General features: G+C 65.5%; 11 protein-coding genes. 6 read left to right on the top strand and 5 right to left on the bottom strand.

From position 1 onward, the window contains the following. Positions 1-31: 31 nt before the first annotated feature. Complete coding sequence (locus B5525_RS31695) at positions 32-1,423, bottom strand: hypothetical protein (protein ID WP_079569597.1); 1,392 nt, start codon at positions 1,421-1,423, stop codon at positions 32-34. Between the two features lie 161 nt (positions 1,424-1,584). On the opposite strand from B5525_RS31695, the gene glmU reads away from it, so the two are divergent. From glmU to B5525_RS31675, 4 genes are all read left to right on the top strand, one after another. Further along, on the top strand, positions 1,585-2,940 hold the full coding sequence (gene glmU, locus B5525_RS31690; protein WP_079569595.1) for a bifunctional UDP-N-acetylglucosamine diphosphorylase/glucosamine-1-phosphate N-acetyltransferase GlmU: 1,356 nt from the start codon (positions 1,585-1,587) through the stop codon (positions 2,938-2,940). A gap of 221 nt (positions 2,941-3,161) precedes the next feature. Continuing rightward, positions 3,162-4,988 carry a glutamine--fructose-6-phosphate transaminase (isomerizing) gene (gene glmS / locus B5525_RS31685; RefSeq protein WP_079569594.1) on the top strand — a complete coding sequence of 609 codons (1,827 nt, stop codon included), beginning with the start codon at positions 3,162-3,164 and terminating at the stop codon, positions 4,986-4,988. 102 nt (positions 4,989-5,090) lie between these two features. Further along, positions 5,091-5,864: a DUF502 domain-containing protein gene (locus B5525_RS31680; RefSeq protein WP_079569592.1), complete on the top strand. Its 774-nt coding sequence runs from the start codon at positions 5,091-5,093 to the stop codon at positions 5,862-5,864. Between the two features lie 16 nt (positions 5,865-5,880). Next, positions 5,881-6,315 carry a rhodanese-like domain-containing protein gene (locus B5525_RS31675; protein ID WP_079569591.1) on the top strand — a complete coding sequence of 145 codons (435 nt, stop codon included), beginning with the start codon at positions 5,881-5,883 and terminating at the stop codon, positions 6,313-6,315. Here the strand turns inward: B5525_RS31675 and recG are convergent. The 3 genes from recG to B5525_RS46730 all read right to left on the bottom strand — a co-directional run bounded on the left by recG (position 6,267) and on the right by B5525_RS46730 (position 8,873). Next, positions 6,267-8,375, bottom strand: a complete 2,109-nt coding sequence (gene recG, locus B5525_RS31670; RefSeq protein WP_079569589.1) for an ATP-dependent DNA helicase RecG — start codon at positions 8,373-8,375, stop codon at positions 6,267-6,269. The two genes, B5525_RS31675 and recG, sit on opposite strands and share 49 nt — an antisense overlap. Before the next feature lie 104 nt (positions 8,376-8,479). Next, a complete protein-coding gene (locus B5525_RS46735; protein WP_244568104.1) occupies positions 8,480-8,620 on the bottom strand; it encodes a DUF2442 domain-containing protein in 141 nt (46 codons plus the stop codon). 103 nt (positions 8,621-8,723) lie between these two features. Continuing rightward, a complete protein-coding gene (locus B5525_RS46730) occupies positions 8,724-8,873 on the bottom strand; it encodes a DUF4160 domain-containing protein (RefSeq protein WP_244568103.1) in 150 nt (49 codons plus the stop codon). An 858-nt stretch (positions 8,874-9,731) separates the two neighbouring features. Here B5525_RS46730 and B5525_RS31655 point away from each other — a divergent pair. Together B5525_RS31655 and mfd are read left to right on the top strand one after the other, a co-directional pair. Then, complete coding sequence (locus B5525_RS31655) at positions 9,732-10,019, top strand: succinate dehydrogenase assembly factor 2 (RefSeq protein WP_079569588.1); 288 nt, start codon at positions 9,732-9,734, stop codon at positions 10,017-10,019. Beyond that, a complete protein-coding gene (gene mfd, locus B5525_RS31650; protein ID WP_079569586.1) occupies positions 10,016-13,534 on the top strand; it encodes a transcription-repair coupling factor in 3,519 nt (1,172 codons plus the stop codon). The genes B5525_RS31655 and mfd overlap by 4 nt, the downstream gene beginning before the upstream one ends. A gap of 5 nt (positions 13,535-13,539) precedes the next feature. Here mfd and B5525_RS31645 read toward each other — a convergent pair whose 3' ends face one another. Next, positions 13,540-14,772 carry a hypothetical protein gene (locus B5525_RS31645; protein ID WP_079569585.1) on the bottom strand — a complete coding sequence of 411 codons (1,233 nt, stop codon included), beginning with the start codon at positions 14,770-14,772 and terminating at the stop codon, positions 13,540-13,542. Positions 14,773-14,838: the final 66 nt, after the last annotated feature.

The following is a 14,838-nucleotide window of genomic DNA, read 5'->3' as shown; positions in this document are numbered from 1 at the left end:
TTGACACCAAACCGTTGGAATCGCTTTTTTTCTAATTCGAACGCCTGAAGAAAGACGACAGGGTGGAGGGCGGCGGCGGGTCGGGCTTTTTCGCGGGCTCCTCGACCGCCACCCGCCGCGAAGAGCCCCGCCGGTGCAAGGACGGTTTCGGGACCGCGGGCTTGGCGCCGACGGGCTTGTCGGTGGCGGCCGGCTCGTCGGCGGTCATCGCCAGCCGCTGACCGTCGAATACGGCCGTCTCGCAGGAGCGGTCGTTCTCCATCAGGCCGGCGCAGATCTTCGCCGCCGCCGCCGCGTCGCCAAGCGGCCCGGCGACCAGCCGCAGCTGCATGCCCAGGCCATTGCTGCCCTCCTTGATCACGATGATCGGGCGCAACGTCGTCAATGCCGCGTTGGACCTCGATTTCAACAGCCCGCGCCACAGCGCGCGCAAGCCGCCCACCGAATTGGCGCCGCCGACATCGACTCCGAATTCGGTACGCTGCACGGCGAGCTTGGGCAGCGTCGCCGCGGACGCCTCCGGTTCGGCGTCATCCGCCGGCGTAGCCGCCGCCACGACTTCCGGCATCGGCGCCGCGGTGAATATCTTCGCGGGCTTCTCCGGTCTGTCCGCCTTGCCGGACTTTTCCGACGTCTCGGGCTTGTCGGGCTCGATCAGCTTGGAGGCTGAGGCATCGGGCGGTGCCATCATTGATTTTTCGGCGACCAGCGGGGCAGCGGGCGTGATGGCCGGCGTTGCCGTCGCTGCCGGAGGATTTGACGGTTTCTGCGCAAGCGATGCGACGGTGGTCGGGGGCCCATCCGGGACTGCGGCGGCCGAAGAGGGCTTGTCCGCTACCTTGGGCGCCACGGCCGCCACCGGAGAGGCGGCGGCAGGGGTCTTTTCCGTTCCCTTCGGCGCGGTCGTCGCCACGGGGGACGGCACCGGAGCAGGAGCAGAAGGCGGGTTCTGCGCCGGCGGCAGCGGCTCGGTCGTCGTGGACGCCTGCGCCGATGCCGGCGCGGCGGGGGGCGAAGTGGCGGAGGCCGCCTGTTGCTTGGCAATCGCGCCGGTTACGGACTCCAGACCTTGTTCCAGACCGGTGACGCGGGAAAACAGCCGGTCGCGATCGTTATTGAGCGTCTCGATGGCGGAAGCGAGCTGGCGCGCCTCGTTCCTGCTTTCCCTGGCCACGAGCTCGATCTGCTGCGCCTGCCGCAACAGATCGACCGCCACCGCGGCCTGCTCGCGGTGCACGGCGATCGACGACTGATTGGCATAGACGGCGAGCACGACCGCGCCCACCGAGGCCGCGCCCCAAGAACCGAGCCGCCATAGCGCCCGGCGGTCGAAAACATCCTCTTCAGCCAAAAACCCGGACAGCAAGCCGCCGGTGTTTTCGCTCTCGAAGTTGGCGGTCAGCTTGTCGCGATCCTTTGCCATGCGACGTCTTCGGCCCCCCTGCGGCCACCCGAATCATGCGGAAACATTAACAGGAAATGCGGGTTCCGCTGGAATCCGAGGCATCTTGCCGGTTTCCACTTCCACTGAAAACGCTTTATGACGGCAGCGGCGCAAGATGCGCCGCTGTTTGAAGGATTCGGATGACCGCTCGATCCAGTCTCACCATCGTGCTCGCGGCCGGCGAGGGCACGCGCATGCGCTCCTCGCTGCCGAAAGTCCTGCATCCGGTGGCGGGCCAGTCGCTGCTGGCGCATGTGCTGGGCGCCGCCCCCAACGGCGCCGGTGCCGCTCTCGCCGTGGTCGTCGGACCGGAGCGCCGGGCGGTCGAGGATGAAACCCGGCGTCTGCGTCCGGATGCTTTGACCTACGTTCAGTGCGAGCGCCTGGGCACCGCTCACGCGGTGCTGGCCGCCCGCGAGGCCATCGCCCGCGGCGCCGACGATCTGCTCGTCGCATTCGGCGATACGCCGCTGATTTCGGCCGCGACATTCGAGCGTATGCGGGCGCCGCTGAAAAACGGCGCGGCGCTGGCCGTGCTCGGCTTCCAGGCGGAGGATCCCACCGGCTACGGCCGGCTATTGGTCGAGGGCGGCCGGCTGGTGGCGATCCACGAGCAGGCCGACGCCAGCTCCGCCGAGCGCGCCATCAAACTCTGCAACGCCGGGGTGATGGCATTCGACGGCCGTCGGGCGCTGGAAATCATCGAAAAAATCGGCAATGGCAACAGCAAGGGCGAGTATTATCTGACCGACGCCGTTGCCGTCGTGCGGGACCTGGGATTGGAGGCGGTCGTGATCGAAACCAGCGAGGATGAAGTGCGCGGCATCAACACCAAGGCCCAGCTCGCCGAAGCCGAAGCGGTGATGCAGGCGCGGCTGCGCAAGGCGGCGCTGGACGCCGGCGTCACCCTGATTGCGCCGGATACGGTTTATCTCGCCGCCGATACCAGCTTCGGCAACGACGTCACGATCGAGCCGTTCGTGGTGATCGGCCCCGGCGTCTCGATCGCGGACGGCGCGGTGATCCACTCGTTTTCGCACATCGTGCAGGCCTCGATCGGCAAAAATGCCTCCGTCGGCCCCTATGCACGCTTGAGGCCGGGCACCTCGCTCGGCGACGGCGCCAGGATCGGCAATTTCGTCGAGACCAAGGCCGCGACGCTGGAGGCGGGCGTCAAGGTCAACCATCTCAGCTATATCGGCGACGCCCATGTCGGCGCGAACGCCAACATCGGCGCCGGCACCATCACCTGCAACTATGACGGTTTCGGCAAGCACAAGACCGAGATCGGCAAGGGCGCCTTCGTCGGTACCAACTCGTCGCTGGTGGCGCCGGTGAAGATTGGCAACGGCGCCTATATCGGTTCGGGTTCCGTGATCACCAAAGACGTGCCCGACGATGCGCTTGCCGTCGAGCGCAGCCCGCAGACCATCCGCGAGGGCGGCGCGGCGCGCTATCGCGAGCTGAAGACAAAGGGCAAGACGCCGAAGGCTTGAGCGCCCCGCGGGCTGATTGAAAATGATCGCTGCGCAAAGGCGCTTCAAACGGCTGGAGCAGGGGTGTATGTGTCTTGGCGGCGCTAAGCGACTTGTTAAGCCTTACGCTTCACCCTGTCTCAATTCGCAATAATTATTGAGTACCTCATTCCGCTTGAATCTCGTTAAGAGATTCCTGCGGTTTTGATGATCTTTCGACAATTTGGGGAATATTGATCCGTATGTGCGGCATTGTCGGCATTTTGGGGCGCGGCCCGGTTGCGGATCAGATCGTGGATTCGCTCAAGCGCCTCGAATATCGCGGCTACGATTCCGCCGGCGTCGCCACGCTGGAAGGCCACCATCTCGACCGCCGGCGCGCCGAGGGCAAACTCAGGAATCTCGAGACGCGGTTGAGGGCCGAGCCGCTGGCCGGCCATACTGGCATCGGGCACACCCGCTGGGCCACCCACGGCAAGCCGACCGAGAACAACGCGCATCCGCATGCGACCGCCCGCGTCGCCGTGGTTCACAACGGCATCATCGAGAATTTCCGCGAACTGCGCGAAGCCCTGCAGAAGAAGGGCACGGTTTTTAAGACCGAAACCGACACCGAGATCATCCTGAATCTGGTCGATGACTTCCTCGGCCAGGGTTTCAAGCCGGTCGATGCGGTCAAGGCGACGTTGTCGCAGCTTCGGGGCGCGTTCGCGCTCGGATTTATTTTCGCAAGCGACGACAATCTGATGATCGGCGCGCGCAACGGGCCGCCGCTCGCCATCGGCTATGGCGAGGGCGAAATGTATCTCGGCTCCGACGCCATCGCGCTCGGCCCGTTCACCGACTCGATCGCTTATCTCGAGGACGGCGACTGGGTCGTGCTGACCCGCGACGGCGCCGTGATCTACGACAAGAACAACACGACCGTTCGCCGCGATGTGGTCAAGCACGGCGCCGCTACCTCGCTGGTCGACAAGGCCAATTATCGCCACTTCATGGCCAAGGAAATTCACGAGCAGCCGGAAGTGGTCGGCCACACGCTGGCACGCTTCGTCGACATGGCGGCCGAGCGGGTGGCGCTGCCCGCAAAGCTGCCGTTCGACTTCAAGGATATCCAGCGCATCTCGATCGTAGCCTGCGGTACCGCCAGTTATGCCGGCTACGTCGCCAAATACTGGTTCGAACGCTTGAGCCGTCTGCCGGTCGAACTCGATGTTGCCTCCGAATTCCGCTACCGCGAGGCGCCGTTGCGGAAGGGCGACCTTGCGATCTTCATTTCGCAGTCCGGCGAGACCGCCGATACGCTGGCCGCGCTGCGCTATGCGAAGACGCAAGGCGTGCATACGCTCTCCGTCGTCAACGTGCCGAACTCGACGATTGCGCGCGAGAGCGAGACCGTGCTGCCGACGCTGGCCGGTCCGGAGATCGGCGTCGCCTCGACCAAGGCCTTCACCTGCCAGCTGATGGTGCTGGCCGCCATCGCGATCGCCGCCGGCAAGGCCCGCAGCGAATTGTCCGATGCCGACGAGGCCGGGCTGGTCCATGGCCTGATCGAAATTCCGCGGCTGATGGCGGCAGCACTTGCCACCGAGCCGCAGATCGAAAAACTGGCGCGCGAAATCGCCAAGTCCAAGGACGTGCTCTATCTCGGCCGCGGCACCAGCTACCCGCTGGCGCTGGAGGGCGCGCTGAAACTGAAGGAAATTTCCTACATCCACGCCGAAGGCTACGCCGCCGGCGAGCTCAAGCACGGACCGATCGCGCTGATCGACGAGAACATGCCGGTGGTGGTGATCGCCCCGTTCGACGCGGTATTCGAGAAAACCGTCTCCAACATGCAGGAGGTCGCCGCCCGCGGCGGCAACATCATCCTGATGACGGACGCCAGGGGGGCGGCGGAGGCGACCATCGAATCGCTGGTGACGATCGTGCTGCCGGACATGGCGTCAACCTTCACGCCGATGGTTTATGCCGTCCCGGTGCAGCTTTTGGCCTACCACACTGCCGTGATCATGGGCACCGACGTCGACCAGCCGCGCAACCTCGCGAAATCGGTGACCGTCGAATAGGCCGCGTCAAGGGGCCGCTTCGGCACTTCAGGTCTTCAAAAATCTGCTAAGAGATCCTAGCTGACATCCTGTGATGGCCGCCTGGACCGACCTGGAACCCTAATGAACCGCGACGACCCGACACCGCCCGCGCCCCCGGCCGAAACCCCGGCGGACGTCCACAGCGGTTTGATGGCCCGATTCCGGAACTATTTTCTCACCGGCCTGATCGTGGCCGGCCCGATCGCCATCACGTTCTACCTGACCTGGTGGTTCGTAACCTGGGTCGACGGCATCGTCCGGCCGTTCGTGCCGATCGCTTACCGGCCGGAAACCTATCTGCCGTTCGGGCTACCCGGCTCCGGGCTTATCGTCGCCGTGGTCGCGCTGACCCTCCTCGGGTTTCTGACCGCCAATCTGATCGGGCGGACGCTGGTCGATCTCGGCGAACGGCTGCTCGGGCGTATGCCGGTGGTACGCGCAATCTATCGCAGCCTGAAACAGGTGTTCGAGACGTTGTTCTCGGGCAAGGGATCGAGCTTTCGCCGGGTCGGCCTGGTCGAATTCCCTTCTCCCGGGATGTGGTCGATCGTGCTGATATCGCAGGCGCCGAGCATGGAAGTGGCCAGCAGTCTTCCCGGCGAGGAGGAGCACATCTCGGTGTTCCTGCCCTGCGCGCCGAACCCGACCACCGGGTTCTTCTTCTATGTGCCGAAGAGCAAGATCATCGAAGTCGAGATGAGCACCGAGGACGCCGCTACCCTGATCATGTCCTGCGGCGTGGTGCAGCCCGGCTCTGACGGCCAGAAGAAGATCGCCGCACTCGCCGGCATGGCGAACGCCGCGCGGGTCGCCAATTCAGCCTCGCTGCAGCCGGAACCGGCGAAGGTGGAGTAGGCCGAGGACGCTTGGAATGCGCAAGGGGAAAACCTTTCGCGAACGCGTGCACGACGCCCGCATGCATGTTCCCATGATCTCTCCCGAGCAAGCCAGGCAGTTTCTCGACCGCGGCGTCGTCGTCCTGATCGACGTCGGCGAAGAATGGCAACTCCGCGAGCGGGGAACGATTGCGGGGGCCCGCAACATCACGCGAGGCGAACTCGAAATCAAGGCGGACACCGAAGAGAAGCGTCGCGATCCGGCTTTGCAGGATCGCCAGCAGAAAATCATCCTGACCTGTGGCGGTGGCGGAAAAGCGACGCTCTCGGCAAGCGCTCTTCTTGAAATGGGTTTTAGCGATGTTTCCGTCATCCGGGGCGGTTGCCGCGGATGGCAACAGGCCGGATTTCCGCTTGAGCCTTATCCCGCCCCGATCAGCGGGATCGCCTCGTCGCGCTCGAACAGATAGAGCAGGCAGCGCAGCGCCTCGCCGCGGTCGCCCGAAAGCTTCGGATTGTCCTTCATGATGCGCAGCGCTTCGTCACGCGCCTGCGTGATGAGCTGGGCATGGACCTCGGAGCGGGCGATACGGTAGCCGGGCAGGCCGCTCTGGCGGACGCCGAGCACGTCGCCTTCGCCGCGCAGCCGCAAATCCTCCTCGGCGATCCGGAAACCGTCGGTGGTTTCACGGATCACCTTCAGCCGCGCCTTCGACATCTCGTTCAGCGGCTCGGTGTAGAGCAGCAGGCAGGTCGAGGCCTCGGAGCCGCGGCCGATCCGCCCGCGCAGCTGGTGCAATTGGGCGAGCCCGAAGCGCTCGGCATTTTCGATCACCATGATGGAAGCGGCGGGAACATCGACGCCGACTTCGACCACAGTGGTCGCCACCAACAGCCCGATCTCGCCCGTGGCGAACTGCGCCATCACGCGATCCTTGTCGGTGCCCCTCATCTGGCCGTGCACGAGACCGACGCGGTCGCCGAAACGCTTCTGCAGGCTCTCGAAGCGTTCGGTGGCGTTGGTCAAGTGTCCAATGGCCTCGGCCTCGGATTCCTCCACCAGCGGACAGATCCAGTACACTTGCTTGCCCGCCGATAGCGCGCGGCCGACGCCGTCGATCACCTCGCTGAGCCGGCTGTTCGGCATCGCGCGGGTGTCGATCGGCTGCCGGCCCGCCGGCTTCTCGCGCAATTCCGAGACGTCCATGTCGCCGAAATAGGTCAGCACCAGCGTGCGTGGAATGGGCGTCGCGCTCAGCACCAGCACGTCGACGGCCTCGCCCTTGGCGGTGAGCGCCAGCCGTTCGCGCACGCCGAATCGGTGTTGTTCGTCGACCACGGCCAGCGCGAGCGCCTTGAAGACCACATCGTCCTGGATCAGCGCGTGGGTGCCGACCAAAAAATCGACGTCACCGTCCGCCAACCGCGCCAGCAGTTCGCGGCGTTCTTTGCCCTTTTCGCGGCCGGTGAGGATCGCGACCCGCATGCCGGCGCGTTCGGCCAAAGGCGCAATGGTCTTGATGTGCTGGCGCGCGAGGATTTCCGTCGGCGCCATCAGCGCGGCCTGCTTGCCGACCTCGGCGACCGCCGCCGCCGCCAGCAGCGCCACCACGGTCTTGCCCGATCCGACGTCGCCCTGCAGCAGCCGCAACATGCGGACCGGCTGGCGCAGATCCTCGGTAATCGCCGCGGCCGCCTCGCGCTGCGAGCCCGTCAGCGCGTAGGGCAGCGCGTCGATAATCCGGCTGCGCAGATGGCCGTCGCCGGCATGGCGGTCGCCCGCGGGGCGGCGGAGTTGCGCGCGCACCAGCGCCAGCGCCAGTTGACCGGCCAGGAGTTCGTCGAAGGCAAGCCGCGACCAAAAGGGGCCGTCGGGCAGGATATCCGTAAGTTCGACCGGCACATGCACGCGGTTCAACGCTTCGGCGATGGGCGGAAACTTGCAGCGGCGGATGACTTCCGGGCTGATCCATTCGGGTAACGCCGGCAGCTTCTGCAGCGCCTGCGCTACCGCGCGCCGCACCGAGCCGATGGCAAGACCCTCCGTGAGCGGATAGACGGGATCGATGCCCGACAGCTTTGCAAAACCCTCTTCGTCCACCACGCGGTCGGGATGGGTGATCTGCAGCGTGCCGTCATACATCTGCACGGTGCCGGAGACGTAGCGCTTGGCGCCGACCGGGAGCAGTTTTTCGACATAGCCCGGCTGCGCCCTGAAATAGGTCAGCACCACGTCGCCGGTCTCGTCGCTGGCATAGACAAGATGCGGCGCGCGTGCGTTGCGCGACGGCGTCGGCCGGTGACGGTCGACCGTCACCTCCAGCGTGGCCACGGTCCCCGGCACGGCATCGCGGATTTTCGGCCGCGCACGGCGGTCGATGACGCTGGCCGGCAGATGCAGCAGGAGATCGACGATGCGCGGCGTCTCGCTGCGGCCGAGCAGATAGCGGAACAATTTGTTCTGCTTCGGGCCGACACCAGCAAGGCCAGTGATCGGCGCAAACAATGGATTGAGCAGGGCAGGGCGCATCGGGAAAGCCTAAGACCGTTCCCGCTCCTCATGCCCGGCTTTATGCCGGGCATCCACGGTTTTTTTGATCTGAAAAAGGCATCGGGTTGACCCGGCGCGGGACGTCAGGCGGCCGGCCGGCCCTGCAGCATCCCGGCGATCCCGAGGTCCTCGTCGAGCTCGGGCCAGTGGATGCCCATCGGCATCAGCTCGAAATGCCCCCGCGCTACCGGACTGGCGTCGCGTAGCCGCGGATACCACTTCAGCGGGGTGGCTATCCTGCGGCGTCCGCCAGCGTCACCACCAGTTCATCAGCGGTGAAGGCCACCGAGACTGGCCTGATATCGCCGACGTCAATTTCCAAAGTGCTCATTGCCATTTGCCTTCGAGGACATCGCGCTGCGATCGCAGGTGGCGGACAATAGCGCCGATTTCATGGGCCGGAAATCCCGCATTGACCGCAACCGAGAGGTCGTGAAGCCAAAACTTGGCTTCGAAATCCCCAGCACGGACATGGATATGCGGCGGCTCGCCGCGTTCGTTCGAATAGAAGAACGCGCGATAGGCGCTACAACTTGCGCCTCGGCGAGACCGCTGATTTGCCCGTCGGGTCGTCTGCCGATTTGCCTGTCCAGCCCCTTTTGCAAAAATATTCTGGTTTTCCGAAATGGCAAATCAGTTTAACAATCCGCATCGTCTCGTCCCACCCGAGGGGCGTATCGCGGTCGTCACGGACGCGGGGCGGGATGCGGTGGACGCCGACAGTGCTGCTGACGAGAGCACTCGATGCGGACGGCCAAGTCGTGTGGTTCTGACGCCTCGACGCTGGCGTCAAGTCGGCGAAAACAAGTTTTCGCCGGTGACGGTGACAAAAAAGCCCGATCGCCGGGAAGAGCACGGAGTAAGCCGTAAACCATTGCGTGGGGAATGCCGGGTGTTTGCCGGTGTGACCTGACTAACGCGTGTGCGTTCTACCACTACCATTGCACACGCGGCTATCGGGCGCATCGGACGCCCGGCATTCCCTGCGCCCTCTGACTGCAGAGGGCGGAACGAGCAGGCCAGACCTCGCGCGAAACGCGCGGCGAGATCGCGGAGGTGTGTCTGAGATTGGCGTGTGCGAGCATGCTCATCGTGGGTCTGCGACAGCCGCTCCCGCATTGCGAGTTTCTGTCATTCCGGGGCGATGCGCAGCATCGAACCCGGAATCTCGAGATTCCGGGTTCGCTCGTTTCACTCGCGCCCCGGAATGACGTTTTTCGGACCGGAATGACATTTGTGATTTGCGCACCTATGACTACTGACATTCCCCGATCCCGACGTTATATCAGCCCCGCCCGGCAGCACGTCCGGGCTTTTGGCATTGGAATCGGAAAAATGACGGGAACGACACGGTCGAGCGGCGGCCTCGACGACCGCCGCAAGCGGCTCTTGTTCCGCTGCTGGCATCGCGGCACCCGCGAGATGGATCTGATTCTCGGCCGCTTTGCCGATGCCGAGATCGCAAGCCTCAGCGACGATGAACTCTCCCAGCTCGAGCACCTGATCGAGGTGCCCGACCAGGATCTCTATGCCGCTGTGAGCGACAGCGTGGCGCTGCCGGCTGAATACGCCACCGGGCTGTTCGACCGCATCAGGTCATTCCCTAAGGAATCCGGCGCATGAAGGCGCCGTCCCGTTCGCCCGCCGAATTGCTGTCGCCCGGCCGGCCGCTGACCTTTGCGAATGTCGCGGAGGGCGCGGAAGGCCTGGTCGTCTCGGATCTCGCGCGCGCCGTCGCGGCACGTCCGAAACCGCCGGCGGTCAGCCTTGCCGTGGTCTGCCGCGACGGTCCGCGCATGCAGCAACTGGCCCGGGCGCTGGAATTCTTCGCGCCCGATCTGCCGGTGCTGCAGTTTCCGGCCTGGGATTGCCAGCCCTACGACCGGGTTTCGCCGCATGGCGGCATCCTGGCGCAGCGCATGACCACGCTGGCGCGGCTGTCGCGGCTCGCCGGCAGCGACAAGCCGCTGATCGTGCTCACCACCGTCAACGCCATCGTGCAACGGGTGCCCGCACGCGAGACGGTCGCAGCACAGGCGCTATCGGTCGCGCCCGGCCACGTCGTGCCGATGGATTCCATCGTCTCATGGCTGGAGCACAACGGCTATGGCCGTTCCTCGACCGTGCGCGAACCCGGCGAATACGCCGTGCGCGGCGGCATCCTCGATTTGTTCCCGGCCGGGCTCGACCAGCCCGTCCGTTTTGATTTTTTCGGCGACAGCCTGGAATCGATCCGCACGTTTGACGCGGAAACCCAGCGCACGCTACTGGACATGCGCTCGCTCGACCTGGTCCCGATCTCGGAATTCCAGCTCGTCACCGAGACCATCCGCCGCTTTCGCATGGGCTATGTCGCGACCTTCGGCGCGCCGGAGCGCGACGATCCGCTGTACGAGGCGGTCAGCGAAGGCCGCCGCCATCCCGGCATGGAACACTGGCTGCCGCTGTTTCACGAGCGGATGGACACGCTGTTCGACTATCTCGACGGCACGCCGGTGGCGATCGAGCCGCAAAGCGAGGACGCGGCGCGGGAACGCTTCAAGCAGATCGCCGATTACTATGACGCGCGGCGCGAGGCCCTGGAGCATCCCGGCGGCGGCGCGATCTACAAGCCCTTGCCGCCCGACCGGCTCTACCTCGCCGACGCCGAATGGACCAAGCGGCTGGAAGAGTCGACGCTGGCGCGGCTGACGCCGTTCGCCGTGCCCGACGGCAGCGCCAACGTGGTCGACGCCGGCGCGCGGCAGGGCCGCAATTTCGCGCCGGAGCGCACCGACGGCTCGGTCAACGTGTTCGAAGCCGTGGTCGCCCATGTCGTAGCGCTGCAGGCGAACCGCAAGAAAGTCGTGATCGCGCTGTGGAGCGAGGGCTCGCGCGACCGCATGGCCAGCATGCTGCGGGACCACAAGCTTTCGCATGTCACCAGCGTCAACACCTGGCGCACGGTGCAGGCGACGCCGCGCAACGAGGCGATGCTGGCCGTGGTCGGCATGGAATCCGGCTTCGAGACCGAGCATGTCGCCGTCATCAGCGAGCAGGACATTCTCGGCGACCGGCTGGTGCGGCCGCGCAAGGCGAGCCGCAAGCTCGACAATTTCATCTCGGAAATCACGAGCCTCGCCAGTGGCGATCTCGTGGTCCATGTCGAGCACGGCATCGGTCGTTTCGTCGGCCTGCAGACGCTGGAAGTTGCCGGCGCGCCGCATGACTGCCTCGAGCTGCATTATGCGGCGGAGACCAAACTGTTCCTGCCGGTCGAGAACATCGAACTGTTGTCGCGCTACGGCTCCGACCACGCCAATGTCGAGCTCGACCGGCTCGGCGGCAGCGGCTGGCAGACGCGCAAGGCCAAACTGAAAAACCGAATTCGCGAGATCGCCGGTGAATTGATAAAAATCGCGGCCGAGCGGCATCTGCACGAAGCGCCGAAACTCCCGGTGCAGCCCGGTGTGTATGACGAATTCTGTGCACGCTTCCCGTATGAGGAAACCGAGGACCAGCTCGGCGCGATCCAGGCGACCCTGAAGGACCTCGAAAGCGGCCGGCCGATGGACCGGCTGATCTGCGGCGACGTCGGCTTCGGCAAGACCGAGGTGGCGCTGCGCGCCGCCTTTGCGGTCGCCCTCGACGGCAAGCAAGTCGCGGTCGTGGTGCCGACGACCTTGCTGGCGCGCCAGCACACCAGGAATTTCGCCGAACGTTTCCGGGGCTTCCCCGTCAACGTCGCCCAGGCGTCGCGCCTGATCCCGGCCAAGGAGCTGAACCAGGTCAAGAAGGGCCTCACCGACGGCTCCGTCGATATCGTGGTCGGCACCCATGCGCTGCTCGGCAAGTCGATCAAGTTCAGGGATCTCGGCCTACTGATCGTCGACGAGGAGCAGCATTTCGGCGTCAGCCACAAGGAACGGCTGAAGCAGCTGCGCGCCGAGGTGCACGTGCTGACGCTCTCGGCAACCCCGATCCCGCGCACGCTGCAACTGGCGCTGACCGGCGTGCGCGAACTCTCGATCATCGCTTCGCCCCCGGTCGATCGGCTCGCGGTCCGCACCTTCGTGGCGCCGCACGATCCGCTGATGATCCGCGAGGCGCTGCTGCGCGAACGCTACCGCGGCGGCCAGGCCTTCTACGTCGTGCCGCGGATCGAAGATCTCGCCGGGGTGAAGGATTTCCTCGACAAGAACGTGCCGGAGATGAAGGTCGCGGTCGCCAACGGCCAGATGGCGCCGACCGCGATCGAGGACATCATGTCGGCGTTCTATGACGGCAAATACGACATCCTGCTCTCGACCACCATCATCGAATCCGGCCTCGATATCCCCAACGCCAACACGCTGATCGTGCACCGCGCCGACATGTTCGGGCTGGCGCAGCTCTATCAGTTGCGCGGCCGGGTGGGGCGCTCGAAGCTGCGCGCCTATGCGCTGCTCACGCTGCCGGCGCAGCAGAAGATCACCGCGCAGGCCGAGCGGCGGCTGAAGGTGCTGCAGTCGCTGGAAAACCTGGGCGCCGGATTCCAGCTCGCGTCTCACGATCTGGATATCCGCGGCGCCGGCAATCTGCTCGGCGAGGAGCAGTCCGGCCATATCAAGGAAGTCGGCTTCGAGCTGTACCAGTCGATGCTGGAGGAGGCGATCCTCAACCTCAAGGCCGGCGTGGTCGAACCGGCCGCCGACCGCTGGTCGCCGCAGATCACCGTCGGCATGCCCGTGCTGATCCCGGAAGACTATGTCGCCGACCTCTCGGTGCGGCTGTCGCTTTACCGGCGGCTGGCGGATCTGGAGACCGACGACGAGATCGACAATTTCGCCGCCGAACTGCGCGACCGTTTCGGCGTGCTGCCGGACGAGGTGCGCTATCTCTTCAAGATCGCCGCGATCAAGAACTATTGCCGCCGGGCCAATGTGGAGAAGGTCGACGCCGGGCCGAAGGGCGCGGTCATCAGCTTCCGCGACAACAAGTTCGCGCAGCCGGACCGGCTGGTCTATTTCATCCGGCAGCACGGCCAGGCGGCGCGGGTGCGGCCCGACATGAAGGTGGTGTTCTTCCAGGTCTGGGAGACGCCCGAGGAGCGGCTGGCCGGCACCACCGAAATCATGCGCCAGCTCGCCAACCTCGCCGAGAACCGCAAGGCGGCGTGATGATTCTAGCACGCCGCGCGTCGCGCTTCTTCGGTGAGTCGCGCCAGCAGCGATTTCGCGGTGTCCGACGGCAGCAAGGTAGCGACCGTCACCACAGGCTCCGACTGCGCCTCGCGCTTGCCGTGGCTGGTGTGGCGCATCACGCTCGAAAGCCGCCGTGCGATCGAATGCGCGGTACGCAGATCGGTTTCGGCGAACACCACGAGGACGGAGCCGTCGTCCTGCGCCGCGCCGAAATCCATTTGCCGCATCAGCCGGCTGAGAATCCGGCCACCGTCGAGCTGCGCGCGCGGATGGCCCGCATCGAAGGCAAAGCGGGCGACCGACAGCCCGCCGCCATGCGACAGTGTCTGCGATATCGCGGTGACAAAATCGCGATTGAAGGCGGACGGCGTCAAAAGGCCGGTCCTGGGATCAAGCAGGCCGCCGGCCTCCATCGATTTCAGCATGCGGCCGAGATAGGTTTCGAAGGCGTGCTGGCGGATCAGCGGCAGCGCGTTGGCGGCGATGCGATCGGGCTCGCAGGAGATGACTTCCAGATTCGGCAGATCATACGCCGGCGCCAGCGCGCCCGACGTCAGCACCACAGGCAGGTTGCGGAAGCGCGCATCTTCGGCCAGCACGGTGAGGAACGCATCTTCCACGCGCGGCGTAAAGCCTTCGCCGAGCACGATGCCGTCGATGTCGCGGATGTTGAGGTGTTTTGCGGCAGCTTCGAGCGAGAGTGCGCCGACCACGCCCATCCGCTCGCCGAGCGCAACCGACAGCGACGGGTAATTCCCGCCGCGGCCGATCAGCAGCACCGTGGCGTCACGCGCGGGATCGGTGTCGTCGAGCGCTGCGCGCGCCGGCGGATCACCGTCAAGCCGGCGCAGAACGGTCGCATGCAGCGTGCGCACCCGAAGTGCGGCGCGCAGCCGCGCCAACAGGCGATCGAAATTGCCGCCGCTTTGCGCGAAGGGAATGGCGTTGTCGGGCAGTGGGCCCGCGGGATCGACGGCGATCAGCGGAAGATAGGGTTTTGTCGCGGCGATCTGCCCGGCGAGCGCGTCGAGGCCGGGGTCGACGGCGTCCGTCGAGGCGACCAGAACCGCGGCCGGCGCCAATTGCGCCACCGCGTGCGACGCGTCGGCCCAGTTGGCGTCGATGACCGGAAACAGCTTTGCGTCGTCGAGCGCGCTGGCAAAAGGCGGCCGCTTCGCACGCGACACGACAATGATAGGGCCTTGCTGGGACATCTAAAACTCGGACCGGCGCGATCGAATGGCGCGCGCGATGCTAGTTTGCCGGCCTTAATGGCGCGT

It is taken from the genome of Bradyrhizobium erythrophlei (genome assembly GCF_900129505.1).
GTDB classification, from domain to species: domain Bacteria; phylum Pseudomonadota; class Alphaproteobacteria; order Rhizobiales; family Xanthobacteraceae; genus Bradyrhizobium; species Bradyrhizobium erythrophlei_D.
This window is presented reverse-complemented; position numbering and strand designations above follow the sequence as displayed.

What these genes read in the sequence shown, in the direction of transcription:
- B5525_RS31655 (WP_079569588.1), top strand. Translation starts at nt 9,732, where the DNA reads ATGACGGGAACGACACGGTCGAGCGGCGGCCTCGACGACCGCCGCAAG.
- mfd (WP_079569586.1), top strand. Translation starts at nt 10,016, where the DNA reads ATGAAGGCGCCGTCCCGTTCGCCCGCCGAATTGCTGTCGCCCGGCCGG.
- B5525_RS31680 (WP_079569592.1), top strand. Translation starts at nt 5,091, where the DNA reads ATGAACCGCGACGACCCGACACCGCCCGCGCCCCCGGCCGAAACCCCG.
- glmU (WP_079569595.1), top strand. Translation starts at nt 1,585, where the DNA reads ATGACCGCTCGATCCAGTCTCACCATCGTGCTCGCGGCCGGCGAGGGC.
- B5525_RS31695 (WP_079569597.1), bottom strand. Translation starts at nt 1,423, where the DNA reads ATGGCAAAGGATCGCGACAAGCTGACCGCCAACTTCGAGAGCGAAAAC.
- recG (WP_079569589.1), bottom strand. Translation starts at nt 8,375, where the DNA reads ATGCGCCCTGCCCTGCTCAATCCATTGTTTGCGCCGATCACTGGCCTT.
- B5525_RS31645 (WP_079569585.1), bottom strand. Translation starts at nt 14,772, where the DNA reads ATGTCCCAGCAAGGCCCTATCATTGTCGTGTCGCGTGCGAAGCGGCCG.
- glmS (WP_079569594.1), top strand. Translation starts at nt 3,162, where the DNA reads ATGTGCGGCATTGTCGGCATTTTGGGGCGCGGCCCGGTTGCGGATCAG.
- B5525_RS31675 (WP_079569591.1), top strand. Translation starts at nt 5,881, where the DNA reads ATGCGCAAGGGGAAAACCTTTCGCGAACGCGTGCACGACGCCCGCATG.